The sequence below is a fragment of the Vibrio ostreicida genome (assembly GCF_013074385.2).
GTDB classification, from domain to species: Bacteria; Pseudomonadota; Gammaproteobacteria; order Enterobacterales; family Vibrionaceae; genus Vibrio; species Vibrio ostreicida.
Map to the genome: position 1 here is coordinate 653,730 of NZ_JABEYA020000002.1, position 26,050 is coordinate 679,779.

At 46.6% G+C, this 26,050-nt stretch carries 20 protein-coding genes and 1 riboswitch; of the genes, 9 read left to right on the forward strand and 11 right to left on the reverse strand.

Going from position 1 to position 26,050, the window contains the following annotated elements:
- Positions 1 to 42 precede the first annotated feature (42 nt).
- The 3 genes from HLM86_RS06815 to elyC form a co-directional block, all read right to left on the reverse strand.
- A complete protein-coding gene (locus HLM86_RS06815; RefSeq protein ID WP_076587191.1) occupies positions 43 to 636 on the reverse strand; it encodes a TfoX/Sxy family DNA transformation protein in 594 nt (197 codons plus the stop codon).
- 187 nt (positions 637 to 823) lie between these two features.
- Positions 824 to 909: riboswitch (cyclic di-GMP riboswitch) on the reverse strand.
- A gap of 145 nt (positions 910 to 1,054) precedes the next feature.
- Complete coding sequence (gene purR, locus HLM86_RS06820; protein WP_076587189.1) at positions 1,055 to 2,062, reverse strand: HTH-type transcriptional repressor PurR; 1,008 nt, start codon at positions 2,060 to 2,062, stop codon at positions 1,055 to 1,057.
- A 284-nt stretch (positions 2,063 to 2,346) separates the two neighbouring features.
- On the reverse strand, positions 2,347 to 3,150 hold the full coding sequence (elyC, locus tag HLM86_RS06825; RefSeq protein WP_170882453.1) for an envelope biogenesis factor ElyC: 804 nt from the start codon (positions 3,148 to 3,150) through the stop codon (positions 2,347 to 2,349).
- A 96-nt stretch (positions 3,151 to 3,246) separates the two neighbouring features.
- Here elyC and cmoM point away from each other — a divergent pair, with 96 nt between their 5' ends.
- The 4 genes from cmoM to mukB are packed head-to-tail and all read left to right on the forward strand — an operon-like array spanning position 3,247 to position 10,562.
- The gene (gene cmoM / locus HLM86_RS06830; RefSeq protein WP_170882454.1) at positions 3,247 to 4,059 is read left to right on the forward strand and encodes a tRNA uridine 5-oxyacetic acid(34) methyltransferase CmoM; all 813 of its coding nucleotides are present in this window, start codon (positions 3,247 to 3,249) and stop codon (positions 4,057 to 4,059) included.
- Positions 4,059 to 5,396: a chromosome partition protein MukF gene (mukF, locus tag HLM86_RS06835; protein WP_076587185.1), complete on the forward strand. Its 1,338-nt coding sequence runs from the start codon at positions 4,059 to 4,061 to the stop codon at positions 5,394 to 5,396. The genes cmoM and mukF overlap by 1 nt, the downstream gene beginning before the upstream one ends.
- A complete protein-coding gene (gene mukE / locus HLM86_RS06840) occupies positions 5,377 to 6,105 on the forward strand; it encodes a chromosome partition protein MukE (protein ID WP_076587183.1) in 729 nt (242 codons plus the stop codon). The genes mukF and mukE overlap by 20 nt, the downstream gene beginning before the upstream one ends.
- Entirely contained in the window at positions 6,102 to 10,562 is a 4,461-nt protein-coding gene (gene mukB / locus HLM86_RS06845; protein WP_170882455.1) for a chromosome partition protein MukB, read from the forward strand. Before mukE ends, mukB begins: the two co-directional genes overlap by 4 nt.
- Before the next feature lie 51 nt (positions 10,563 to 10,613).
- Here mukB and HLM86_RS06850 read toward each other — a convergent pair whose 3' ends face one another.
- From HLM86_RS06850 to HLM86_RS06875, 6 genes are all read right to left on the reverse strand, one after another.
- Positions 10,614 to 11,594 (reverse strand): alpha-L-glutamate ligase-like protein, encoded by a 981-nt coding sequence (locus HLM86_RS06850; RefSeq protein ID WP_076587179.1) that lies wholly within the window; start codon positions 11,592 to 11,594, stop codon positions 10,614 to 10,616.
- Positions 11,595 to 11,596: 2 nt separating this feature from the next.
- A complete protein-coding gene (locus HLM86_RS06855) occupies positions 11,597 to 13,102 on the reverse strand; it encodes an inactive transglutaminase family protein (RefSeq protein WP_076587176.1) in 1,506 nt (501 codons plus the stop codon).
- An 8-nt stretch (positions 13,103 to 13,110) separates the two neighbouring features.
- Positions 13,111 to 13,857 (reverse strand): ATP-dependent zinc protease family protein, encoded by a 747-nt coding sequence (locus tag HLM86_RS06860; RefSeq protein WP_076587174.1) that lies wholly within the window; start codon positions 13,855 to 13,857, stop codon positions 13,111 to 13,113.
- A 208-nt stretch (positions 13,858 to 14,065) separates the two neighbouring features.
- Positions 14,066 to 15,043 carry a tRNA 5-methoxyuridine(34)/uridine 5-oxyacetic acid(34) synthase CmoB gene (gene cmoB, locus HLM86_RS06865; protein ID WP_076587171.1) on the reverse strand — a complete coding sequence of 326 codons (978 nt, stop codon included), beginning with the start codon at positions 15,041 to 15,043 and terminating at the stop codon, positions 14,066 to 14,068.
- 52 nt (positions 15,044 to 15,095) lie between these two features.
- Positions 15,096 to 15,833 (reverse strand): carboxy-S-adenosyl-L-methionine synthase CmoA, encoded by a 738-nt coding sequence (cmoA, locus tag HLM86_RS06870; protein ID WP_076587169.1) that lies wholly within the window; start codon positions 15,831 to 15,833, stop codon positions 15,096 to 15,098.
- 92 nt (positions 15,834 to 15,925) lie between these two features.
- On the reverse strand, positions 15,926 to 16,792 hold the full coding sequence (locus tag HLM86_RS06875; RefSeq protein ID WP_170882456.1) for a DUF72 domain-containing protein: 867 nt from the start codon (positions 16,790 to 16,792) through the stop codon (positions 15,926 to 15,928).
- Positions 16,793 to 17,067: 275 nt separating this feature from the next.
- On the opposite strand from HLM86_RS06875, the gene aspS reads away from it, so the two are divergent.
- Entirely contained in the window at positions 17,068 to 18,846 is a 1,779-nt protein-coding gene (aspS, locus tag HLM86_RS06880) for an aspartate--tRNA ligase (protein WP_076587165.1), read from the forward strand.
- 85 nt (positions 18,847 to 18,931) lie between these two features.
- Here aspS and HLM86_RS06885 read toward each other — a convergent pair whose 3' ends face one another.
- Positions 18,932 to 19,627 carry a pseudouridine synthase gene (locus tag HLM86_RS06885; protein WP_076587163.1) on the reverse strand — a complete coding sequence of 232 codons (696 nt, stop codon included), beginning with the start codon at positions 19,625 to 19,627 and terminating at the stop codon, positions 18,932 to 18,934.
- 306 nt (positions 19,628 to 19,933) lie between these two features.
- Here HLM86_RS06885 and HLM86_RS06890 point away from each other — a divergent pair, with 306 nt between their 5' ends.
- The gene (locus HLM86_RS06890) at positions 19,934 to 22,159 is read left to right on the forward strand and encodes an NADP-dependent isocitrate dehydrogenase (RefSeq protein WP_170882457.1); all 2,226 of its coding nucleotides are present in this window, start codon (positions 19,934 to 19,936) and stop codon (positions 22,157 to 22,159) included.
- A gap of 327 nt (positions 22,160 to 22,486) precedes the next feature.
- Positions 22,487 to 22,615, forward strand: a complete 129-nt coding sequence (locus HLM86_RS20295) for a hypothetical protein (protein WP_281249484.1) — start codon at positions 22,487 to 22,489, stop codon at positions 22,613 to 22,615.
- A 66-nt stretch (positions 22,616 to 22,681) separates the two neighbouring features.
- On the opposite strand, the gene cspD is transcribed toward HLM86_RS20295, so the two are convergent.
- Positions 22,682 to 22,903: a cold shock domain-containing protein CspD gene (gene cspD / locus HLM86_RS06895; protein WP_076587159.1), complete on the reverse strand. Its 222-nt coding sequence runs from the start codon at positions 22,901 to 22,903 to the stop codon at positions 22,682 to 22,684.
- A gap of 462 nt (positions 22,904 to 23,365) precedes the next feature.
- Between cspD and clpS the strand changes: the two genes are divergently transcribed.
- Together clpS and clpA are read left to right on the forward strand one after the other, a co-directional pair.
- On the forward strand, positions 23,366 to 23,686 hold the full coding sequence (clpS, locus tag HLM86_RS06900; protein WP_076587157.1) for an ATP-dependent Clp protease adapter ClpS: 321 nt from the start codon (positions 23,366 to 23,368) through the stop codon (positions 23,684 to 23,686).
- Between the two features lie 43 nt (positions 23,687 to 23,729).
- On the forward strand, positions 23,730 to 26,003 hold the full coding sequence (gene clpA / locus HLM86_RS06905; protein ID WP_076587155.1) for an ATP-dependent Clp protease ATP-binding subunit ClpA: 2,274 nt from the start codon (positions 23,730 to 23,732) through the stop codon (positions 26,001 to 26,003).
- The last annotated feature ends 47 nt before the right edge of the window (positions 26,004 to 26,050 follow it).

Genomic DNA, 26,050 nt, shown 5'->3' on the forward strand with positions numbered 1-26,050 from the left:
CAATCCATCGGATTGGCTTTTTAAAGAGACGGTTATTGATGCTTAGTTCTCAAGCTTACTGGCCAACTCCTCTCGACGTTGTGTGGAAACCACCGACCAGTGTTTACCATTTAGCGCGCCCTCAAGGGCCCACAAGAGTTCTAATGAAACATCAGATGAGTGGGTTGCTTTGATGGCTTTAAAGGCTTCAACAGAACCGGCTTGTTCTAAATGCTCCACGCTGCCTATACCTGCTTTTTTGAGCATACGCTCAGTGGCAAGACGGAGGTTGGGTAAATCCTTAAGACGATTAGGTTTATTTTGTGCCTGAGACGTTTTTTCTTGCTTGGCAATCGCTAACGCGTTTTGTGCTATTTCAAAAGCACGAGCTGGACAAGAAGCAATGTCATCGGTTAAAGCAAAATATTTAGTAACGACCGGGAAACCCCTTTTTTTATAAATGTAAGGTTCTAGGCCTTCAGATTTGAATTGACTAGCCAGTGCGTTGTCTGCTCGGATATGGAGCTTATCGTTGACGACCAAAGCGAACATCGTATCGTCTGAGAAAATGCCAAATCCGCCGAACATCGAACGGGATTTTATACGACCAAGTGGATCAAAAAGTCGCATCGAGTCTTTAAGTATTGGTTTATCCATGCTGTGTTATCTCGGTGTATATATTTATACGCCACCAACTATAGGTCCGAGAGACTAGCAAAATAATGCAGAGACTGTGTCAATAAAGTGTTTTGTACGTTTAAAATTTGACTACTTACTCTACTGCTATAAAAACAGAGAGTTAGAGGCATTCTTCAAACGATGTAAAACGTTTGCATTTTTGCCCATCGGCAACCCCGCTACCTTTCAGTTTCCTGATTAAGGCCGGAAGCTTTGCGTCCCATCCTTTCAAATGGTTTGCCCTGTTCGTGGCATTGATCGAACACATAAAGGGTAAATAAAATTTGAGGTAGGCATCACATCTTGATTGACAAAACGTGATATTAGTTCAGAGAAATTGCACTTAAATGATAAGTCTGACTAATAAATCACGTTATTTGCCAGACTTTCAACAATGTTAAGCACCCATTTTGCAAACCGTATCACGTACGACGACTTCAGGATGCATCTCGAATACACGCTTATCGTGTTCTTTATCTTTGATGCGTTCGAGCAAAATTTCAAACGCGTTCTTTCCTACTCGCCGTTTAGGTTGATGGACGGTGGTCAGAGGGGGAGAAAAGTACTCGGCCAGCTCAATATTGTCGTAGCCGATAACGGAGATGTCGTGTGGCACTTTGAGCCCCTGCTGTTGCAAGCGACTGATTAAACCGAGCGCCATCGTGTCATTAAAACAAAATACCGCGGTGGGCTTTTTGTCCATGGCGACGATTTTGTCCGCAGCGAGGACCGCGGTATCACATTCGAAGTTACCTTCGAGAATCCAGTCTTCGTTGACGGTGAGCTCTGCTTCTGCCATCGCACGTCGGAAGCCCTGAATACGTTCTTGACACGCGGCTTTTTCGAAATGACCACTCAAACAGGCAATGTGCTGATGCCCGTTTTCGATCAAATGTTGCGTCGCCAGATACCCCCCTTCTTCAGAGTTGTCGATGATCTTATCGGCTTGTGAGCTTTCTGGCCCCCAGTCCATGACCACTTTCGGGATATCCTTGTGACGGTCGAGCATTTCGCTCAATTCTTCAGTTAAATCTGAACACATCACGAGGATGCCGTCGACTCGCTTCTCCGCCAGCATACGAATGTAGTCACGCTGTTTTTCGTAAATACCGCCAGTGTTACAGAGAATCAAGGTGTAGCCTTGACGATAGCAGTAGCTCTCAACACCATCAATCACTTCCGAAAAGAACAAGTTGGTGGACTGCGTTACTAGCATTCCTATTGTTCGGGTCGTGTTACATTTTAGGCTTCTGGCTACGGCACTGGGGGCGTAGTTGAGCTCAGTGACCGCTTCCATCACCTTTTCTTGAGTGGCTTCAGCAACAAAGCGCGTCTTATTGATGACGTGTGAAACCGTTGTCGTCGACACGCCTGCTAGGCGTGCCACATCTTTTATAGTGGCCATAAGGTTTTGTCCTGTTGATGACTTCCTGACAACATATTCAACATATAGAAGAGATTGGCAGGAAGTATCAGAAACACAAAAACCGCCGTAATCAGCGGTTTGTCTCTAGTTCATTCATTTCTGTCATTTTCGGTCCCGATTCTAGACTGATAGGACCAGAAGCGCAAACAAAAACGGTGAGGTGGGATAGAGTGAGATCTTAAGTAATCACTAAGTCTTTGTTGTGCATCAGGGGTGGGACGATATAAAAAACCACACCGAGCATGGCCCGGTGTGGCGACTTTTTAAAGACTGCTTTCGGAGGGTTCGATCGCTGTTTCATCGTAACCGGAAGCCCAGTCACGTAAAGATTGCCACAGATACCCCAGTGTTTCGTGCCAATAACGCTCGGTTTGCTCTAGGTATACTGCTTTAGGAGAATACTTTGACCAAAATTGGGTTACCTTATCATGGGCAAGGTAATTGGTTGGCGCAGGATAGGGTTTCAGGCCAGCAGAATGAAATTCGTGTAACGCTCTTCTCATATGGCTGGCAGACGTCACTACAACCAGTTTTTTACGTTTAACAAACGCGGCCGCCTGTCGGGCTTCTTCCCAAGTGTCTTTGGCGGTTTCCAACAAGATAATGTCTGACTTAGAGACCCCTAAAGCGAGCGCCACCTTAGCCATCATACGAGCGTTACTGACATCAGACCCACCCGCGTAGCCCGATAAAATTAATTTAGAACCCGGATAAATACGCATGACTCGGATACCTTCGGATAACCGCATCAGACCGGTGCGGCTCAGCTCAGAAGTCGGAGGGATCTCATCATCCACGACATGACCACTACCCAAAACCATGACGTAGTTGATTGGTTCATCCACAGGGAAGAACGCAGAATATTGACGCTCCAAAGGCATTAATAGCCGCGACGACACCGGTTGAAAGGCAATAAGAAAAATACCGACCAAAGAGAAAAGAACAATGAAGCAGCCAGACTTTTGCTTTCTTGTAAACATAATCAGCATCAAGCCCATCAAACCGATGATCAGCAACGCTGGCAAAGGCATTAACAAGGAAGACACTACTTTTTTCAGCTCAAACATACATAAATAGTCCGAAAAAACACCAATTGATTTTAAATTAAGAGAATCCCTGTTTATATCTGCCTTCGTTGTGACAGAATAGCAGTAAGACTCGACATGATAACCCAAGCTATTGTGACTACAGACCGTAATTTCGACGATATTGCCCACAAATTTGCAAAAAACATCTACGGCTCCGATAAGGGAGAAATACGCCAAGCCATTGTTTGGGAAGAATTAGAACAATTACTTTGCGCGCTTAATGGTAGCAAAAAAAAACTGGATGTGCTCGATGCGGGCGGGGGTCTAGCACAAATGTCGCAAAAACTGGCTAAACTCGGACACCAGATTATATTATGTGATCTATCGTTGGAAATGTTGAAACTCGCCGAACAGGACATTGAAAAAAATGGCTTGCTTGAGCAATATCGCCTGATTCATTCATCAATACAGAACATTAACGCACACTATGAGCCTAAGGTTGATGTGGTTCTTTTTCACGCGGTAATGGAATGGTTAGTGGATCCCAAATCAGCACTGGAAGTGGTGCTGAATAAAGTGAAGCCGGGTGGAGCCGCCTCAATAATGTTCTATAACCATCATGGCTTAGTGTATAAGAATGTTGTCTGTGGCAACATTCCGCACGTCCTTAATGGAATGCCGCACCGTAAACGATTTAAGTTACAGCCACAAAAAGGGCTGAAACCTGAAATGGTTTATCAATGGCTTGAAGAGGCAGGCTTTGAAATAGGTGGAAAGGCAGGGATTCGTTGTTTTAGTGATTACATCGGAGACCGGCAATATTTGGGTGATTATCAAATTGAAGATGTCGTGGCACTTGAAAAACAGTTGTGTCGACAGGAACCCTACCTCTCACTGGGTCGATACATACACGTATGGGCTAAAAAGAAAGAACAACAGGAACAATGATGAGTGAGATAACTCTCAATGCTGCTGAACAACCACTGGATGAGTTGGTTGGTTGGGTCAAGCAGCACGATTTCTCATTGAATCTAACGACAGAGCGCTTGGCATTCCTTATTGCGATTGCAGTGCTCAGTAACGAAAGATTTGATGATGAGCTGGGTGAAGGTGAGTTGCATGACGCGTTTACCATCGTCACTCGACTTTTTGACAATACTGGCGAAGCATCGGCTTTTCGTGCAAATAACGCGATCAATGAAATGGTCATGCAGCGATTGATAAGCCGCTTTACCAGTGAAATTAACGACGGTGCAAGTATTTACCGTTTGTCGCCATTGGCGATTGGTATCACGGATTATTATGTCCGCCACCGCGAATTTTCTAAGCTGCGCTTGTCCATTCAGTTGTCAATGGTAGCGGATGAAATGGCTAAAGCATTGGAATCCGCCCAACAGGGTGGAACAACAGGGCATTGGAAGAAGAATGTTTACGGAGTACTCAAGTACTCGGTGGGTGAAATCTTCGATCAAATTGACCTCAATCAACGCGTGATGGACGAGCAGCAGCAGTCAGTTAAGCTGAAAATTGCACAACTGCTCAACAACGATTGGCGTGAGGCGATCAATAACTGTGAAGCCTTGTTATCGGAGACGTCAAGTACGTTAAAAGAGCTGCAAGATACGCTTCAGGCGGCCAGCGATGAACTGCAAACCCAAATTCTGGATATTCAGGAAATTGTTTACGGCAACGCACAACTTGAGTTCATTGAGGAAGCCATATTTGTCTTGCAGATGAAGCTTGACCGGATTACCAGTTGGGGGCAACAAGCCATTGACCTTTGGATTGGATACGATCGTCATGTCCATAAGTTTATCCGCACAGCGATTGATATGGACAAGAACCGAGCGTTTAGTACTCGTTTACGACAATCGGTCAAAGACTACTTCGAGATGCCTTGGTACCTGACGTTTGCCGATGCGGAAAGGTTAGTGGACCTGCGTGATGAGGCATTGGTTTTACGTAACGCAGAAGTGACGGGCCAGGTTCCCCGAGAAGTAGAATATGAAGAATTCCAAAAAGTGAATGATGAGTTGTCGGACAAGATTGGAGAGATGCTCAAAGTGCATAAAGAGCAGGGAACACCCATTCATTTAGGGGCGGTGTTGCGCGATTATCTGGCGCAACATCCTCATACTCATCATTTCGATTTAGCCCGTATTGTCATTGATCAGGCGGTACGCCTTGGTTACTCAGAATCTGACTATCAAGCGATTCAACCTGACTGGCAAGCGATCAACGAATACGGGGCAAAGGTACAGGCAAATGTCATCGATAGATACTAATGAATACTTGTCAGAGAATCTGGCAAAAGCAATCTCAAACCCACTATTTCCCGCGTTGGACAGCCAGCTAAGGGCAGGGCGCCATGTTTCAAGCGACGATTTGGATAACCACGCGCTGTTGTCCGATTTTGAACTGGAGCTTAGTGGATTTTATCAACGCTATAATACGGAGTTAGTGAAAGCGCCTGAGGGCTTTTTCTATCTTCGTCCTCGCTCGACGTCTCTTATCAGCCGAAGTGTGTTGTCAGAGTTAGATATGCTGGTCGGGAAAGTACTGTGTTTTCTTTACCTCAGTCCTGAGCGTTTGGCACATGAAGGTATTTTCACCAATCAAGATCTGTACGAAGAATTAGTCGCTCTGACTGATGAAAAGAAATTGATGAAGTTGGTGACTAATCGAGCCACGGGCTCCGATTTAGACAAAGAAAAGCTGTTTGAAAAAGTGCGGACTTCTCTGCGTCGCCTGCGCCGAATTGGCATTATCATCAATATCGGGGAGACAGGTAAGTTCAGCATCAGTGAAGCGGTTTTTCGCTTTGGGGCTGACGTACGGATCGGTGATGACATGCGCGACGCACAACTGCGTCTTATCCGTGATGGTGAAGCCGTGGTTCACACTAAAGAACCAAGTCAGGGGAGCCTGCTACCCGACTCTGAGGTGGGAGATGACCTGTCTCAGTCAGAACAAATAGAAGAAGGTGAAGCATGATTGAAAGAGGTAAATATCAATCACTGACCATGGTCAACTGGAACGGTTTTTTTGCCCGAACATTTGATATTGATGGTTTGGTAACCACGCTCTCTGGCGGAAACGGAGCAGGTAAGTCGACGACCATGGCGGCGTTTATCACAGCCCTGATCCCGGATCAAACCTTGCTTCATTTCCGTAACACCACAGAAGCAGGAAGCAGCCAATCATCCCGTGATAAAGGCTTATACGGTAAGCTTCAAGCTGGGGCTTGTTATGCCGCATTGGATGTGGTGAATTCACGTAATCAGCGCCTGCTGTTTGCGGTAAAGCTACAGCAGGTGGCTGGCCGTGACAAAAAAGTCGATATTAAACCTTTTGTTATTCAGGGTTTGCCAAGTCACGTTAAGCCGACCGATATTCTGATTGAAAGTGTTTCTGCCACTCAGGCACGCGTGCGTCAAATTAATGAAGTCAAAGACTCTGTTGCTGAGTATGAAGGTGTTCAAGTAAAAACGTTTACGTCGATCGTCGATTATCACGCACAGATGTTTGAGTTTGGCGTCATCCCTAAGAAGCTCAGAAATTCAGGTGACCGATCTAAGTTCTATCGTTTGATTGAAGCTTCACTGTACGGCGGTATCTCTAGCGCGATTACCCGCTCCCTGCGTGATTACCTCTTGCCGCAAAACGGTGGAGTAAAGAAAGCGTTTCAGGATATGGAATCCGCTTTGCGAGAGAATCGCATGACGTTGGAAGCGATTAAAACGACTCAGGCAGATCGAGACTTGTTCAAACATCTTATCACTGAGTCCACTCATTACGTTGCGGCGGATTATATGCGCCACGCGAATGAACGGCGCAGTAAACTCGAACAAACACTGGCGTTACGCAATGAATTGTTTGGATCTCGCCATATCTTGATAGAGCAGAATAAACAGTTGAATCGAGTCCAAGAAGAACTGGAATGTTTGGTTGAATCCGAATCGGCTCTAGAACAAGATCATCAAGCCGCATCCGATCATTTACAGTTGGTACAAAATGCCCTTCGCCAACAAGAAAAAATAGAACGTTATCAAGAAGATCTTGAGGAACTCAGTGAGCGTCTTGAAGAGCAATTGATGGTGGTCGAAGAAGCGCAAGAGCGTGTCCTGTTGATGGAAGAACAGTCGCTGGTCGCCGAGGAAGAAGTGGATAGCCTCAAAACACAATTGGCCGATTATCAGCAGGCATTGGATGTGCAGCAAACGCGAGCGCTGCAATATCAGCAAGCCGTAGACGCATTAGAGAAAGCCAGACAGCTGTTGGATGACGATTCCTTGACCGCGCAAGGTGCACAGGCACGAATTGGTGAGCTTAAACAACAAGAGTCTCAATGCACAGCAGAATTGCTTTCGGTTAAACATAAACTGGATATGTCATCGGCGGCATCACAACAGTTCGATGCTGCGTTGCAGTTAGTGCGGACGATTGCGGGGGCATCGATTGAACGGCATGAGGCGTCAGACGTCGCTAGAAAATCGATCAGGCAAGCACAACAAGCGCAGCAAATTGCTCACAATGAGCAGCAATGGCAAGCGCAGCACAGAGACATTGAGCGACGTATACAGCAGCAAAACCAAGCCCGTGAATTGGTGGAAGGGTATCGTGCTCAGTATTACGTCGAGCTTAGTGACGAACTGGTCTTTGAACAAGAGCGTGAGCGTCATACAGAGCAGATTGACACTCTGGAAGTGGCGCAGGAGACGTTGCGCGAACAACGCAGTGAATTGCGTCGCGCTGAGCAAGACTGCTTATCTGAAATCACTCAGTTGGAAGCGATCGCTCCGACTTGGATTGCTGCAAACGATGCGCTGGAATCATTGAAAGCGCAAAGTGGGGCAACCCTAAATGACAGCCATGCTGTGATGACTCATATGCAGTCGGTCTTAGAACAGGAAAAGCAGCACTCGAGGGCAAAAGACAAACTCGCCGAGCGACGCAGTCAGCTGGAAAGCGACATTGAGCGCCTCGCCTCTCCTGGTGGCTCGAACGACCCGCGCCTGAAAGGTCTGGCAGATACCTTGGGAGGGGTGCTTCTGTCAGAAATTTATGACGATATCACCCTAGATGATGCACCGTATTTCAGCGCCATGTATGGACCTGCGCGACATGCGATCGTGGTGTCTGACCTGTCTGATATTGAACAGAAGCTGGTTGAACTGGATGATTGCCCCGAAGATTTGTATCTGATCGAAGGTGATATTGATGCCTTTGATGACAGCTCGTTTGATGCAGAAGAGCTCGGTGGTGCTGTGTGTGTTCGGATGAACGACCGTCAAATACGTTATTCTCGTTTCCCTGAAATCCCCTTATTTGGACGTGCGGCGCGTGAGCAGCGTTTAGAATTACTGCGGAGTGAGCGTGAAGATGTGGTTGAGCAATATGCAAAAACCGCGTTTGATGCACAAAAACTGCAACGTCTTTACCAGTTAATGAATGACTTTGTGGCCCGACATATTCAGGTTGCATTTGCTGCTGATCCTGAACAATCGCTTGCTTTAGTGCGTGATAAACACACTCAGGTATCAAGAACACTGTCTGATTTGGAAGGGCAAGGACACCAGCAACGCGCTCAGCTGAAAAACAGTAAGCAAGCGTTATCTGCATTAGCTAAATTAGCACCGATCATGGCGTTGGTTGAAGATGACGCGCTGGGCATGCGTTTTGACGAGTTAGAAAGTAAACTGGCTGAGCTTGGCGAATCGAAAAATTTCCTCGCTCAACATGGAAAAGCGGTGGAAGCGCTGGAAAAAGTGGCTTCTGCACTTGATGCGGACCCCGAACATTTTGAGGCACTAGAGGCCAATTACATAACCGCAGATTTGCAGCTCCAGACGCTGAAGAAACATATTTTTGTTTTGTCTGATGTGGCGGAGCGTCGCCATTATTTCGCTTACTCCGATTCTGTCGACTTGCTCAATCAAAGCAGTGAATTGAGTGAACAACTGAAGATAAAATTGGTCGAGGCCGAGCGGCAGAGAGCCCGTTCACGTGATGAGTTAAAGCAGTCACAGGGACAAATGAATCAGTACAATCAGTTACTGGCTTCATTAAAGAGTTCGCATCAGGCGAAGCTCGAAACCGTTCAGGAATTTAAACAAGAACTGCAAGAGTTTGGTGTGAACCCCGATGAAGGGGCTCAAGAGAGAGCCATGCGTCGTCGTGATGAATTGCAACAACGCTTGCAAACGTCACGGACCAGAAAGAGCGACTACGAACGCACTATTACGTCGACAGAGCTGGAAATGAAAGGTCTGGCTAAACGATTGAAGAAAGTGCAGAAAGCGTACATTGAGCTGCGCACGTTTGTCGTTGCAGCAAAAGCAGGGTGGTGCTCGGTACTGCGCTTGGCTCGAGACAACGACGTAGAGCGTCGCCTTCATAAACGTGAGCTCGCTTATTTGTCTGGTGATGAACTCAGATCAATGTCGGATAAATCATTGGGCGCACTCCGCCTTGCTGTCTCGGATAACGATGATCTTCGTGATGCACTGCGTCTGTCTGAAGACAATGCGTACCCTGAGCGTAAAGTTCTCTTTTACATTGCGGTTTATCAACACCTTCGCGAACGTATTCGTCAGGATATTATTCGCACCGATGACCCAGTCGAAGCAATCGAAGAAATGGAAGTGGAACTGGCTAGGCTGACAGAAGAGCTAACTCAACGAGAGAATCGTCTGGCGATCAGTTCAGAATCGGTTGCGAGCATCATCAACAAAACCATACAGCGTGAGCAAAATCGTATTCGCATGTTGAATCAAGGCCTGTCGAATATTGCGTTTGGTCAAGTCAAAGGGGTTCGCCTCAATGTGAAGATCCGCGAGAGTCATGAAATGCTACTCAAGGGGCTGGCGAGTCAACAGGATCAGCACAAAGATTTGTTTGAGTCTTCACGCTTTACTTTCTCGGAAGCCATGGCCAAATTGTTCCAGCGAGTCAATCCTCATATTGATATGGGTCAGCGTAGCCCCCAAGTGCTGGGAGAAGAACTGCTCGACTACCGCAATTATCTGGAATTAAGCGTTGAAGTCAGTCGAGGGTCTGATGGGTGGTTGCAAGCTGAGTCTGGCGCACTGTCGACTGGAGAAGCGATTGGTACGGGTCAGTCGATATTGTTGATGGTGGTACAAAGCTGGGAAGAGGAGTCGCGCCGCTTGCGGAGCAAAGACATCGTGCCATGTCGCCTGCTGTTCTTGGATGAGGCCGCTCGTCTGGACACCAAATCAATTTCGACCTTGTTTGAACTCTGCGATCGCCTCGATATGCAGTTATTGATCGCGGCGCCTGAAAACATTAGCCCAGAAAAAGGCACGACCTACAAATTGGTTCGTAAAGTGTTCAAAGATCACGAGCATGTTCATGTGGTGGGATTGCGCGGATTTGGTCAGGTTGATCAGAATCGTACAGAGGCCGAGGCCGTGTTAGAAGAGTTGTGATACGGTTAAGATAAAAAAGCCCTGCGAGTCTCGCAGGGCTTTTTTGATGACTCAAAACTGAGCTTTTGAACCAAACATTTTAGCGGCATAGGCCACCCGTTGCTCTGCGGTGGGAGGTGTTTTTAACACGCCCAAAGATTCAATATGATGGAGTCTGGGCAGCAGTCCGGCGCCATTGGCAATCTGTATGGCCAGCCCTGGCCTGGCATTTAACTCTAGCACCATAGGACCTTCGTCTTTGTCGAGCACCATATCTGTTCCCATGTAACCAAGTCCCGTCATTTCCCATGCACTGGAAGCGAGGACTAATAGGCGTTGCCAATGCGGAATCTGAAGCTTAGAGAGGTCTTTGTTGGTATCGGGATGGTGTGTGATCGGCTGATCAAACTGAACAGCACGGATGGCTTGTCCGCTGGCAATGTCAATCCCAACCCCAACCGCACCCTGATGCAAGTTAGCTTTCCCATCTGAGGCGGCGGTCGAGCAGCGCATCATTGCCATTACAGGGTAACCTTTGAAAACAATAATACGGACATCTGGCACACCTTCGTAACTGAACCCCTCAAAACATTCATCAAATTTAATGAGATTTTCAACCACAGCGACATCATTCTTACCACCCAACGAAAAAAGGCCAGCCAACGCATTACTGATATGCCGTTCTACATCTTGTTGATGAATGGTTGAACCAGAAGGCTTGGTATAGAGACCGTCTTTGTGAGAAGTGATCACCAATATACCTTTTCCGCCACTTCCCTGTGCGGGTTTAATCACAAAACCTGGCCAGTCTTTGACCATATTATGGATGGTTTTGACTTCCGCCTGACTTCGTATGACCCCAACCAGTTTTGGGACCGTTGCACCTGCCGCTTGAGCGATGATTTTGGTTTTAAGTTTGTCGTCAACCAAGGGGTATTTAGAGCGATCATTGTAGCGACCAATAAAACTATGGTTGCGTTGGTTCATGCCCATAATGCCCTTGTGACGAAGCTTACTGGGTGACGTAAATTGCGCAGCGAAACGTGTCAGCATGGTTAATCCTCCGCGAGTGGCTTAAAGCGGCGCAGCTCGGTCAGGCGATAACCTGTATAGGTACCAAGCAGCAAAATAGCGGCCAAGACGATTAGCTGAAGGCCAATAAAGTTGAACGTCAGATGTTGTATATAGGCATTGGTCATGGTGAGGTAGACCAGTACGGCGGTTGCGAGTGATCCGCCCCCTTGCAATATGACCTCTTTTGCCCCTTCTTCTTCCCACAAAATAGACATGCGTTCAATGGTCCATGACAAAATGATCATCGGGAAGAACGTAATAGATAACCCTTCCGTTAAGCCAATCTTGAAGGCGACCACGGTGAATAACGATATGATCATAATGACGGTAATGATGACCGCTGATATCCTAGCAACTAGGAGTAAATTTAGCCTTGAAAGGTAACTTCGAATCACCAATCCTGTGCCGACGATCAGCAAGAAACCAACAATCCCAGTAATGAGCTGTGTTTGTACAAAGGCAACCGCGATCAGGATCGGCATAAAGGTGCCGGAGGTTTTCAGGCCAACAATGACCCGAAGGAACACGACCAGTAAAGCGCCGATCGGAATCAACATAATGGTCTTAAACATGGCTTGCTCTTCAAGCGGCAAACTATGAATGGAGAAGTTCAGCAGGCCATCGGCTTCGACTTTATCCAAGGTGGCTTGCTTGGGCGAGACTTCCTGCGCAATCATCGAAAAATGAACCTGACTATTTTGCCCTCCAACTAAATCGAGGAGCGAGACATTGGATTCATCCCATACCAAAATATTGTCAGCAATGACTTGATTCTGGCTTTGTGGATTAAACAGCACCCATTCATCGCCGTCCCAAACCTGATTCATGGGTTGAACCGTCTGGCGACGACGCCCATCTTTCAGTTCAATGACCCCCACGACTTTACTCGCTATTTTCGCATAGGCGAGAATCTTATCAACGGCGTCGACTTTGGACATTGTATTCAGGAGTAAGGAGGCGTTTTGGCTGTCGGTATCATTGAGAGTTTTAATGAGCTCTCGGGCGAAAGTCACGTCATCAGCCGAACGCTGGCTTGCTTTTTCAATCAGAGCAATGACCGCGGCCTCTGCTGGGCCATCAAAAGTCGGCGGGGTAATCTCTTCACTGGGGGGCATTGGGTCGACTTTAGCCTGCGGGTCAACCAAAAATTGCGCTTTGTAGTAAATGGTCTGAGCGCCAGTCGCGTGTCGGATTGACCATTCAGCCCGGCGACCAGTATCTGTTTTTATATAAGAGACGCCATAGCCAGGGGAAGACGAAGACTCGCTAATCAAGGTAAAACCGTTTTGCGTATGAGGTGCCGCTAGCGATGCTTTGACGGGTTTATCCTGAGCATTAAACTCAACCCGGGCTTCAATGTCCCACACCTGCCGAGTTTCTCCCGGAGTCCATGGCACACCATAGGTTTGGTGACGGAACAGACTCAAAGCAAGACCAGCAATGATCAGTACAACCACTGATATATAGAATGGGACTTTAGACGTCATAATCTACCTTATTGTTTTTGTTCGGTTTCGTTTTGGATGTATTTTTTACTGACATCAACGATGGCTATGTCTCGGATAAACTCACGACCCAGCAACACAGGATGGGACATAAGCGAGCGATCTGCCAAAGTAAACTGCGCTTTTTCGTGAATATCTCCCAACCTTACCCACAATTCAATGACAGCACGCCGTTCCATTTGTTCATTAGTGGACTGACGAATTTTAACAAAACGAAGGATGGGAGATTCGATCCAATTGGTATCATCAAGCGGTGTCGCGCCGTCTGACAAATGGAAACGTACCCAATTTTTGCCATTGCGCTCAAATTCTTCTATATCGACCGCGTTAAGCGATGAAGTCGTGGCGCCCGTATCAATACGCGCATCAAATGTCTGTTTTATAGAATCTATCGTGACTTTTTCTATTTCACCCAGCATCACTCCATGAGAGGGGGAAGGTTGAGAGGGTGTTGGCATAGATTCGACTCTGGGCGGCTGCATTCTATTGATAGCAGCCATCGCCTCGGCTTGGAAATTGTTCAGCGACTTATTTAAAGAATTGATTTGGTTCTGCAAAGAATCAATGTGCTTATCGCGATCGGTTGTCTGTTGCTCAAGACGATGTATTTGTGTGGTGAGATTTGTTTCTGATGCGTTGATCGCTTCAAGCGTATCCTGATGGTAACGCTCACTGGTGGTGAGTGTACAACCGGAAAGTAGAGCAATTGCAATGACCGGAGTCAATCTGGTAAACATTGAAAATCCTGAGTTAGACTAAGTTGCTTAGAAATTAGAAGTTTAGATCATTGCCCAATCGACCTACAAGACTAAAGCGCGTTGATGGAGAGGATTGGGCAACGATTAGTGATGTACTGCAAAAATAGGATGCACAACACCATCGAAATTCTAGATTTTTTTCGACTTGATAATAAATGACTAACGGAGAAAACGCGTTAGATGTTTGTCAAGAATTAGGTTTTCGTGCAATAAGCACTGCTCGGCGAGGAGCGGGATGTCCTTCAAGCGTTCTTGAAGGGTCTTGCGGGTCGAGGTAATCTGGCAACGAATTGTGCGTCATCCACTCAGTGGTTCTCTGTTCGCCAAGGGTAGTGGTGTTTTCACTAACGATACGAACGTCCTCAAAGCCAACTTGTTCTAGCCAGACTTTGAGCGCTTTTGCTGATGGGAAGAAATACACGTTGCGCATTTGGGCATAACGATCGACGGGAACGAGTACTGAGGTTTCATCCCCTTCAATCACTAAGGTTTCGAGGACGAGTTCTCCGCCTGCGACCAATTGGTCCTTGAGCTGAATCAGATGATCGAGCGGGGAGCGGCGATGGTAGAGCACCCCCATACTGAAGACAGTATCAAACGCGTCTAGTTTTGGCAGTTGTTCGATACCAAGTGGTAATAAATGCGCTCGTTGATCATCGCCCATGAGCTTGCGAATCGCTTCAAACTGAATAAGAAACAAGTGTGAAGGGTCAATTCCAACGCACAAACGAGCCCCTTCTCCTAACATACGCCACATGTGGTAGCCATTGCCGCACCCGACATCGAGGACATTGCGATGTTTGAGTGGCGTAATGTGAGGCAAAACCCTGTCCCACTTCCAATCACTTCGCCATTCGGTGTCAATATGAATATCGTGAACATGGAACGGGCCTTTACGCCAAGGGTGGAAGGTTCTCAGCAGGTTGTCTAATTTTTTGAGCTCACCAGCAGGCAGGCTTTGGTGATTGGAAAGGGACACTGAATCTTTTAGATTGATCGTGTCTGGCGTGCCTTGGGGGATCTTATTGAGCGCTTTCATCCAACGGCCAAAATCACCGTGTTCTGCATTTTGCCAGTCAGTCAGTTGCTGAGGAAGCGTGTTGAGCCAAGGTTGTAGACGAGAGTCCTGAGCAATGAGCTGATAAAAATTAGCAAAATTAAACATGGGTAATTAATCACTTAATCAAAAATAGGAAGTTGTTGTCTTTACACGGTACTTATTTGATGGCGAACATCGAGCCAAAGTTAAAACACTGGAACCAAACATCAAAGCTACTAAAACCAATTTTGGCAAACCGTTGTTGATGTTCTTTCTTGGAATCTGGACGCATCACATTCTCAATCGCGCTGCGCTTTTGACTGATTTCTAGCTCACTGTAACCGTTGGCGCGTTTGAATTCATGGTGCAGATCGATCAATAAATCATTTGAGACTTGATCGTCGAAAACATATTTCTCGGACAAAATGAGAATGCCGCCAGGGCGTAGGCCCGCATAGATTTTCTCTAACAATGTGTCTCGATCCGCAGGGGAGAGGAACTGCAACGTGAAATTAAGCACTACGACCGATGCGTTGTCGATTTCAATATCGCGAATATCGGCTTCAACCACATTAACGGGGGTATCGCTGCGGTATGCGTTGACGTGCAGCTTGCAGCGTTCGACCATGGCAGAGGAATTGTCGACAGCGATAATTTGGCAGCCTTCCTGTTCAATATGGCGACGCATCGATAAGGTGGCAGCGCCTAACGAGCAACCTAAATCATAGATATTAGAATGGGGCTTGACGAAGCGCTCTGCCAACATGCCAATGGCGGAGATAATATTACTATAACCGGGCACTGAACGTTGAATCATATCAGGGAAGACTTCTGCGACACGTTCATCAAACGTGAAATCACCGATCTTGTCGATTGGCGCCGAAAAAATCGTATCTGGGTTGCTTTTAGGGTTCATAACCGTCTCTCTGACTCAAACTACACTGGTCGTAAAAAGGCGCATATTTTATGAGAAATTTGCGCCTGTGTCATGTTTTGTCAGCATTCAAGTTAGAACATGGCCAGCTGTGAGTGACCATCACTGGCAGGAAACGTGTTTAAGTCCGGCAATGGGGTGTGCTTTTGAAGCATTTTATAGACATTGCTGGCAAGGTTTGGGGCAATCAGGTTGTCTGCGGTATGGATCATGAGATAAGGCTGTTTCCCTTGCTTAATCCATTCAGGCAGTTTGGTTAGCCATGGAATAAGAAAGGCATCATTCTCTGCCTCATTGGGGTGCCCAATATAGCGGACCATTGGGTGCGAGCCAGTGGCAATCGCATGAACTGGCACTTTTGGTTTTTTATTTTGGGCATCGATAATAGCGTCAGTATCGGGCTTGGCCGCGAACACTGGGCGGCTGTCCATGATGATGCGATCATAACCCTCTTTCACTAACCATTGGTTCAGTTGGCGCTCGGCTTCTCCTTTAGCAAAAAAAGCAGGATGCCTGACTTCAATACCCATTGAGAACCCGGGCGGGAAACGCCGACAGAACTTCTTTAAATCATCAAAATGGTCGGGGCCGAAAGCCGCGGGTAATTGGATCGTCCATTGCCCTACACGATCATGTAAGGGGCTCATGATTTGCATAAATTCACTTAGCGATGCAGCACTTCCGCGCAACATTTGTTGGTGAGTGATCGCTTTTGGTAGTTTGAACGTGAATTTAAAATTTTCATGAGTAGCGGCGCGCCAATTTTTTACCGTCGACGTATTTGGAGTGGCATAGAAAGTGGTGTTGCCCTCTACGGTGTGAAAAACCTGAGCATACTTTTCCAGCCTTTCGCCCGGTTTGGTTCCTCGGCCATAAAAGCCTTCTTGCCAGTGGTTGTGTGACCACATGGTCAAACCGAGTCTGAGTGGTAATGGGTCCATTGCGAGAGTCTCTTTGATCGGGTGAAACACGCTTTGCGAGGCACTGTATAGAATAAGATATTTTCGGATGATAATCAGCGCCGATTGTTGTTTGTGATCGCTTTTGTCGTTTTATTGCTCTAAAAAGCACCAAAACAGGATAAATAGCAATAAATTGTCTCCTGAATAGTCGATTTTGAGTCACTTTCAGCGTATAAAAGGGGCTTTAATAAATCGACGATTAGATCATTGGAACTAAGCGTTATATAAATTTTTAAGAGGTTGGGAAATTCATTATGCGTACCCATTACTGTGGTCACCTGAACAAGTCCCTTACAGGGCAAACTGTAGAACTATGCGGCTGGGTTAATCGCCGTCGTGATTTAGGCGGTGTTGTTTTCATCGATATGCGTGATCGCGAAGGTATCGTTCAGGTAGTAGTAGACCCAGATATGGCGGATGCGTATGACGTGGCAAGCACGTTACGCAATGAATTCTGTATCAAACTCACGGGTGAAGTTCGTGTTCGTCCTGATAGCCAAGTCAATAAAGACATGGCGACGGGTGAAGTGGAGATCATTGCCAAAGAGCTTGAAATCATTAATCGTGCTGATGTGTTGCCACTGGATTTCAACCAAAACAACTCGGAAGAGCAGCGTCTGAAATACCGCTACCTTGATCTGCGCCGTCCTGAGATGAGCGATCGCATTAAGCTGCGAGCAAAAGCGTCAAGTTTTGTTCGTCGTTTTCTTGATGACAATGGCTTTTTGGATATTGAAACCCCAGTATTGACCAAGGCCACGCCTGAAGGTGCACGTGATTATTTGGTACCAAGCCGTGTGCACAAAGGGAGCTTCTACGCACTTCCTCAGTCTCCGCAGCTATTTAAGCAACTGTTAATGATGTCGGGCTTTGACCGATACTACCAGATCGTTAAATGTTTTCGTGACGAAGACTTGCGTGCCGACCGCCAGCCCGAATTTACTCAAATCGATATCGAAACCTCGTTTATGAGCGCAGAGCAAGTTCGTGCGACCACTGAGAAAATGGTTCGTGATATGTGGCAAGAACTGCTTAACGTTGAGTTGGGTGACTTTCCGATCATGCCATTTAGTGAAGCGATTCGTCGTTTTGGTTCAGATAAACCGGATCTCCGTAACCCATTAGAGTTGGTTGATGTTGCGGATCTCGTTAAAGATGTCGAATTCAAAGTGTTCTCTGGTCCTGCGAATGATGAAAAAGGTCGGGTTGCGGTGATTCGAGTACCTGGCGGTGCATCACTGACACGTAAGCAGATTGATGGCTATGGTGAATTCGTTGGCATTTACGGTGCGAAAGGCTTGGCGTGGATGAAGGTCAATGATCGCGCTGCCGGTCTTGACGGTATCCAATCTCCTGTGGCTAAATTCCTTACCGAAGACGTGATCAACGCTATTTTGGATCGTACTGAAGCGCAGAGTGGTGATATCATTCTATTTGGCGCAGACAAAGCCAATACGGTCGCCGAAGCGATGGGTGCGCTGCGTCTGAAGTTGGGCAAAGACCTTGATTTGACGAACGACAGTGCTTGGGCGCCATTGTGGGTTGTCGACTTCCCGATGTTCGAAGAAGATGATGAAGGTCATCTGCATGCGATGCACCACCCGTTTACGTCACCTTTGGATTTGACGGCGCAAGGGTTAAAAGACAACCCAGCCAGCGCACTCTCTAATGCCTACGATATGGTGATCAACGGCTACGAAGTGGGTGGCGGTTCAGTACGTATTCACAATGCAGAGATGCAGGAAGCGGTCTTCGATCTCCTAGGTATTGAAGCCGATGAACAACAACTCAAATTTGGTTTCCTACTCGATGCTCTAAAATTTGGTACACCTCCACATGCAGGGCTGGCTTTTGGTCTAGATCGGCTGGTTATGTTGTTGTGTGGTACAGAGAACATTCGAGATGTTATCGCGTTTCCTAAAACGACCGCAGCCTCATGTTTGTTAACCGATGCCCCTAGTCTGGCGAATCCGGCAGCACTTGAAGAGTTGGCGATTGCAGTAACCGCTGCTCAAGAAAAAGACAGTGAATGATAAGATGTAAGTGATTTTACTGAAGAAAAAGCGCCATATAAAGTGGCGCTTTTTTGTTGATGTTCACTTAACAATTTAAGGGTGTTCAAGGGTAATCAATCTCTTTCCACTCACCAGGCTGCAATCCCGCCAGATCGAGGCTTCCCATTGAATAGCGGATCAATCTTAGGGTCGGAAAACCTATATGAGCGGTCATCCTGCGAACCTGACGGTTGCGTCCCTCAACGATGGTTATCGCCAGCCAAGTTGTCGGTATGTTGGCTCTAAATCGCACCGGAGGGTGCCTCTCCCATACCAGTGGCTCTGGTATTGTCTCCACCTTCGCGGGTAACGTCATTCCATCCTTTAGCTCAACGCCTTGCCTAAGCAGGTCAAGGTTTGCTTCTGTGGGCGCACCGTCAACCTGAACCCAATAGGTTTTTGGAGATTTGGACTTAGGTTGCGTTAATTTGGCTTGCAAGACACCGTCGTTTGTTAAGACCATCAGCCCTTCGCTGTCTCGGTCTAGCCTTCCTGCCGCATAGATGTCTTTGATGGGAATGTAATCCGCTAATGTGTTACGGCCTTGACCATCGGTGAACTGACTTAAAGTATCGAATGGCTTGTTAAACACAATTACTTTACGCGCTTCAGGTGCTATCTTTGGTTTACTGCTGCGTGGCTTAGTTCGCTTACTTGAAGACGATGAACTCGATTTATGAGCAGAGGTAGGGCGTTTAAAACTCGGCTTTTTTTTCTGTAAAGAAGGGGCGGAGGGTACACGAAGTGGTCGTGGTGACATGTTAACTACCTTGCAAAAATGTAAACGAAGTGTGGGCCAAAGTTTCGAATTTATCAGTTTTACGCTATTATCTGCGCGCGCGAAAACAAGATTGTTGCACAAGATGATAGATTATTCAGCTGATTTTGTTTAACTATAATAAGCGCATTTCTCACGGATCTTACGTTTCAGACCTTAATGTAAGCAAAAAAATTGAAGAGACAATAAAATCGCCAACAAGTATGGGAACAATCATTGAACTTGTTAGCGAACACACAACACGAAGCCTTTACCCACTTGGCTTTGTATGAACAATAGGGAAATTTCATGCCTACAGAAAAACCAACGATCATTTATACCATTACTGATGAAGCACCTGCGCTAGCGACGTACTCGTTGCTGCCTATCATCCAGTCATTTACGGCTTCTTCCGGTATCGATGTGGACACTCGTGATATCTCTCTCGCTGGGCGTATTATTGCAAACTTCCCAGAGCATCTCACTGAAGAACAACGTATTGGTGATGCATTGGCAGAGCTTGGTGAACTGGCTAAGACGCCAGACGCGAATATCATTAAACTACCGAACATTTCAGCTTCTGTGCCCCAGCTAAAAGAAGCGATCAAAGAACTTCAAGGCAAGGGCTACAGCTTACCAAACTATCCAGAAGAGCCGAGCACTCAAGAAGAGACAAAGATCAAAGCGACTTACGATAAAATTAAGGGGAGCGCGGTCAACCCTGTATTACGTGAAGGAAACTCCGATCGTCGAGCGCCTCTTTCTGTTAAAAATTATGCAAAGAAAAACCCGCATTCGATGGGGGCTTGGTCATCTGCATCTCAGTCGCATGTATCGAGCATGTCTGGTGGTGATTTTTTTGGTAGTGAAATATCCCACACTGTTGCGGGCCAAACCGACGTCAAGATAGAGTTTGTATCGGCAGAGGGTTCGGTAATTGCACTTAAAGAGTCATTTCCACTGCAAGACAAAGAAATCATCGATTGCTCGGTAATGAGTAAAAAAGCACTGATTGAGTTCTTCGAGAAAGAAATCGCTGATGCGAAAAAACAGGGTGTGCTTTTGTCATTGCATATGAAAGCGACCATGATGAAAGTGTCGGACCCAGTGATTTTTGGTCATGCGGTCAAAGTGTACTACAAAGACGTCTTTGCTAAATATGGTGATGTTTTCGACTCGTTAGGCGTTGATGTTAACAATGGTCTGGGTGATGTATACGCAAAAATTGACGCTTTGCCTGCCGAGCAGAAAGCCGAGATCGAAAGTGCCATCGAGGCGGTCTACGAGACTCAACCACCTCTTGCAATGGTGGACTCTGACCGTGGCATTACCAACCTTCATGTCCCTAGTGACATCATTGTTGATGCTTCTATGCCTGCGATGCTGCGTTCTTCTGGCCAAATGTGGAGCCCTGACGGTAAGCAGCAAGATACCAAAGCGATGATCCCAGACCGCAGTTACGCCAGCATTTATCAGGCAGTCATTGATTTTTGTAAAAAGAATGGTGCATTTGATCCAACGACAATGGGCAGTGTGCCAAATGTTGGGCTCATGGCGCAGAAAGCCGAAGAATATGGTTCTCATGACAAAACCTTCATTCTGAATGCGGCGGGTATGGTTCGCGTCGTTAACGCGTCAGGTGAGGTCTTATTGCAACAATCGGTAGAGGAAGGTGATATCTTCCGTATGTGTCAGGTTAAAGATGCACCGATTCAGGATTGGGTAAAACTTGCCGTTACTCGCGCCCGCGCGACGGGAGTTCCTGCGGTGTTCTGGTTGGATAAACACCGTGCTCATGATGCTCAACTGATCGAAAAAGTGAACGCGTATCTACCAAATTATGATACGGCAGGCCTTGAAATAAAGATTCTAGCGCCGCTTGAAGCGTGTCAGTATTCCTTAGAGCGAATCATCCAAGGTAAGGACACCATTTCGGTCACAGGGAACGTTTTACGTGACTACCTCACCGATTTATTCCCGATTCTTGAACTCGGGACTTCGGCGAAGATGCTTTCGGTTGTACCTCTGATGAATGGTGGTGGTCTTTTCGAAACGGGGGCGGGCGGTTCCGCGCCAAAACACGTCCAACAAGTTGAAAAGGAGAATCACTTACGCTGGGATTCACTGGGCGAATTTCTCGCCTTGGCAGCTTCTTTGGAGCACCTCAGCACCGTCACTGGCAACAAAAAAGCACAGGTGTTAGCGGATGCTTTGGATCAAGCGACAGGTGAATTCCTTGACAAAAATAAATCGCCTTCACGCAAAGTGGGTGAATTGGATAATCGTGGAAGCCACTACTATCTTGCTATGTATTGGGCAAAAGCGCTCAGTGCGCAAACCCAAGACGCTGAGTTAGCGACTGAGTTTGCGCCAATGGCGAAAGCATTGCTAGACAATGAAACGGATATCCTTGCTCAACTCAATGAAGCGCAGGGCGTTGCTGGCGTGCTTGGCGGATATTATGCGCCTGAGCGTGACAAAGTGTCTCCTCTGATGCGTCCAAGTGCGGCACTCAACACCATTATCAATGGCTAATCCGGCCCTTGACCCTATAGTAAAACCCGCCAATGGCGGGTTTTTTACGTAGTAACGGGCCATGCTGTTGATGTTATAGCGATTGATGCGCTCAGGTGAGTGAGTGCCTTGTGAACACAAATGATCCAAACAGGTGCTGAATCAATGCACTCTATCGATGTCCCATGGTGTTATGGATGAGCATGGATCGTAGGCGTAAGGTGTTGTGCGCGCAACGAAGTGCAGCGCAGCAGTTTGTGCCTTGTGGCCATCAGGCGATAGCAGTGCGTCACCGCTACAGAAAGAGGAAGTAAGTTTAAGGCATGGCTGGTTTGTTGAATACCTCAGTTGAATCGGGTTTTCATTGCCGCTTATCCTTTGATCCTCTCTAAGGTGGATGGCTTTCCACAACCCAACGCACTGCGACTTCAAGCACAAAGGCTTGAAGCCGATTTAGCGATCATGGGCGCTAACTGAAGTGCGTCGTTTACTTGATGGTGATTTCCCAATCATAGTAACGTCTTATCGGTGGTGGTCTATTGCCTACTTCAAGGGCTGAGCTTCAACAGGGACCACTAGGCTGGCGTGATAGCCTTTCGGGCCTTCCTCCACCTCAAAACTGACCTGTTGACCGGCCTTTAGGGTACGATAGCCATCCATCTTGATGGTCGAATAATGTGCGAATATATCTCCGTCTTCGCCTTCTGGACAGATAAAACCAAATCCTTTGGCGTTGTTAAACCATTTTACTGTACCTGTAGCCATGCTATACATCCTTTATGCATTTTGTTACTGAAGTTGTGTGATTACACGGTCAATCCGTTTGTAAACAAAAAGTGAATATCCATTCAGCTGATGCCAAACTTTCAGTCACTATTTGACCAATGTAGCCAATGATTGAACACAGTCAATAGGGAAAACACCTCACACACATCATAATTGCTAACAAATCAAATTTAAGGTTTACATTGTTGCAACTAATTTCAATGGGGATGGGTCCATTTTATAAGCTTTGTGAATGTTTTTGGTGTCTTTTTAATCAATTAGATAGTGAGGGCGCTCTGTGGCCAATCTTTTATTTGCAGCGATACCATTGCTGCATTAGTCTCTAAGTATGGATGTAATTTTCTTGGCCCAATTTGTTTTTAGTTATAAGACCAAAATCGATAACTTCTGTAAGATGAAATGGTAGAATCATCTTAGGCAATTTTCTAAATACGATTGATCATGAGCAAGCAACTTGAATGGGTAACTCCGGGCACTGATTTACTGGAGCTGGAAAAGACAAAAGTAAAACCTCCGTCGATGTATAACGTTGTTTTATGTAACGATGATTACACACCAATGGAATTTGTGATTGAAATCCTAGAGCGTTTTTTCTCTATGGATATTGATAGAGCAACTCAAGTGATGCTTCAAGTGCATTACGAAGGAAAAGCCGTCTGTGGTACTTACACTGCAGAAGTAGCAGAAACAAAAGTTGCGCAAGTTACAATGTATTCTCAAGAAAATGAGCATCCTTTGCTCTGTACGATGGAGCAAGCGTAAAGCTGAATCAAGCAACCTTAAGTTGCTTTTAAGGGAGGTACTTATGCTTAACAAAGAATTAGAATCGAGTCTGAACGGTGCATTTTCACGCGCCAGAGACAAACGACATGAGTTTATGACCGTCGAGCACCTCCTGTTAGCATTGTTAGGAAACGATGCCGCGAGGGAAGCACTCCTTGCCTGCAAGGCTGATATAGACGCTTTGAAGACAGAACTCGATATATTTATCGATCAAACTACACCTCTTATCCCCGATAACGACGAAACGCGCGAGACTCAGCCAACCTTGAGCTTTCAGCGTGTGTTGCAACGTGCTGTATTCCACGTCCAGTCTTCCGGACGCAGTGAAGTGACGGGCGCAAATGTGCTTGTTGCGATTTTTAGTGAGCAAGAATCACACGCGGCCTATCTTTTAAAGAAAAATGACATCAGCCGCCTCGATATTGTGAACTTCATCTCACATGGAATCACCAAGGCATCCAGTGCGAGTGATGGAAACGCCTCCTCTGATTCGTTCAGCAGCGGTGAAAGTACTGAGGAAGGAAATGCTGAAGATCGTTTGGAAAGCTTTGCGACCAACCTAAACCAGATTGCCCGTCAGGGGCAAATTGATCCATTGATCGGACGAGACAAGGAATTAGAACGCACGGTTCAGGTTTTGTGCCGCCGACGTAAGAATAACCCTTTGCTGGTCGGAGAAGCTGGGGTAGGTAAAACGGCGATTGCGGAAGGGCTCGCGTGGAGAATTGTTGAAGGGCAGGTCCCGGAGATCATCAAAAACAGCGTTATCTATTCTCTTGATATTGGTGCGTTACTCGCGGGCACTAAGTATCGTGGGGATTTTGAGAAACGTTTTAAAGCCATTCTAAAGCAGTTAGAAAAAGAAGAAGATGCCATTCTCTTCATTGATGAAATTCATACAATTATTGGTGCAGGGGCGGCTTCTGGAGGCCAAGTGGATGCCGCCAACTTAATTAAGCCGTTATTAAGCAGTGGTAAGTTACGTTGTATTGGCTCAACAACTTATCAGGAATACAGCAATATTTTTGAAAAGGAGCGCGCCTTGTCCCGCCGTTTCCAGAAAATTGATATTGTTGAACCGTCGCTAGATGATACGACGAAAATTTTGATTGGGTTAAAACCCAAATACGAAGCCCACCACGAAGTGCGCTACACCAACAAAGCGCTTCGCGCTGCGGTCGAATTATCGGCTAAGTACATCAATGAGCGTCATTTGCCAGATAAAGCCATTGATGTCATTGACGAAGCAGGTGCGCGAAGCCGCCTTGCACCAGCTAGCCGACGTAAAAAGACGGTTAGCGTTGCCGACATTGAGGCGATGGTCGCTAAAATGGCTCGTATCCCAGAGAAATCAGTCTCCTCATCAGATAAGGAAGTCCTTCTTAACCTTGATGAGAAGATGAAAATGCTGGTATTTGGGCAAGATGGCGCGATAGACGTCCTCAGTGAGGCGATCAAGTTGACCCGAGCAGGCTTGGGAGCTGACAATAAACCTGTGGGTTCGTTCTTGTTTGCAGGCCCGACAGGGGTTGGTAAAACAGAAGTGACCGTGCAACTTTCAAAATTGCTTGGTATCGAGTTACTGCGATTTGATATGTCGGAGTATGGTGAACGGCATTCAGTGAGTCGTTTGATTGGCGCACCTCCGGGTTATGTGGGTTACGATCAAGGTGGTCTGCTGACGGACGCAGTGATTAAACATCCGCATTCTGTGGTACTACTTGATGAGATTGAGAAAGCGCATCCCGATATCTTTAACTTACTTCTTCAAGTCATGGATAACGGTACGCTAACGGACAATAATGGCCGAAAAGCGGATTTCCGTAATGTTATATTGGTCATGACCACCAATGCTGGTGTTCAGGAAACAATCAAAAAATCGATTGGCTTGATCCAACAAGATCACAGCCCGGATGCGATGGCTGAAATCAAGAAGATATTTACGCCAGAATTCCGCAACCGTCTCGATAACATTATCTGGTTCAACAGTCTCGATGAGCAAGTTATCCATCAGGTAGTTGATAAGTTCATTGTTGAACTTCAGGCCCAATTGGATGCAAGGGGCGTTTCGCTTGAAGTGTCTGATAAAGCCCGCCATTGGCTGGCTATCAAAGGCTACGATAAATCCATGGGTGCTCGCCCAATGGGACGAGTGATTCAGGACCAACTCAAAAAACCGTTGGCGAATGAGCTGTTGTTCGGTTCTTTAGTGGATGGTGGGACCGTTAAGGTTGAACTGAAGAAAGATGAGCTTAAGTTTAAGTACTTGAGTGAGAAAGAAATCGCCGTTCACTAGTTCAGCGGCTTATCAGGTAAGAGGTGAGGTCACCTCTTACTGTCATT

Coding starts and splice junctions, on each gene's coding strand:
- HLM86_RS06815 (WP_076587191.1), bottom strand. CDS start 636: ATGGATAAACCAATACTTAAAGACTCGATGCGACTTTTTGATCCACTT.
- purR (WP_076587189.1), bottom strand. CDS start 2,062: ATGGCCACTATAAAAGATGTGGCACGCCTAGCAGGCGTGTCGACGACA.
- elyC (WP_170882453.1), bottom strand. CDS start 3,150: ATGTTTGAGCTGAAAAAAGTAGTGTCTTCCTTGTTAATGCCTTTGCCA.
- cmoM (WP_170882454.1), top strand. CDS start 3,247: ATGATAACCCAAGCTATTGTGACTACAGACCGTAATTTCGACGATATT.
- mukF (WP_076587185.1), top strand. CDS start 4,059: ATGAGTGAGATAACTCTCAATGCTGCTGAACAACCACTGGATGAGTTG.
- mukE (WP_076587183.1), top strand. CDS start 5,377: ATGTCATCGATAGATACTAATGAATACTTGTCAGAGAATCTGGCAAAA.
- mukB (WP_170882455.1), top strand. CDS start 6,102: ATGATTGAAAGAGGTAAATATCAATCACTGACCATGGTCAACTGGAAC.
- HLM86_RS06850 (WP_076587179.1), bottom strand. CDS start 11,594: ATGCTGACACGTTTCGCTGCGCAATTTACGTCACCCAGTAAGCTTCGT.
- HLM86_RS06855 (WP_076587176.1), bottom strand. CDS start 13,102: ATGACGTCTAAAGTCCCATTCTATATATCAGTGGTTGTACTGATCATT.
- HLM86_RS06860 (WP_076587174.1), bottom strand. CDS start 13,857: ATGTTTACCAGATTGACTCCGGTCATTGCAATTGCTCTACTTTCCGGT.
- cmoB (WP_076587171.1), bottom strand. CDS start 15,043: ATGTTTAATTTTGCTAATTTTTATCAGCTCATTGCTCAGGACTCTCGT.
- cmoA (WP_076587169.1), bottom strand. CDS start 15,833: ATGAACCCTAAAAGCAACCCAGATACGATTTTTTCGGCGCCAATCGAC.
- HLM86_RS06875 (WP_170882456.1), bottom strand. CDS start 16,792: ATGGACCCATTACCACTCAGACTCGGTTTGACCATGTGGTCACACAAC.
- aspS (WP_076587165.1), top strand. CDS start 17,068: ATGCGTACCCATTACTGTGGTCACCTGAACAAGTCCCTTACAGGGCAA.
- HLM86_RS06885 (WP_076587163.1), bottom strand. CDS start 19,627: ATGTCACCACGACCACTTCGTGTACCCTCCGCCCCTTCTTTACAGAAA.
- HLM86_RS06890 (WP_170882457.1), top strand. CDS start 19,934: ATGCCTACAGAAAAACCAACGATCATTTATACCATTACTGATGAAGCA.
- cspD (WP_076587159.1), bottom strand. CDS start 22,903: ATGGCTACAGGTACAGTAAAATGGTTTAACAACGCCAAAGGATTTGGT.
- clpS (WP_076587157.1), top strand. CDS start 23,366: ATGAGCAAGCAACTTGAATGGGTAACTCCGGGCACTGATTTACTGGAG.
- clpA (WP_076587155.1), top strand. CDS start 23,730: ATGCTTAACAAAGAATTAGAATCGAGTCTGAACGGTGCATTTTCACGC.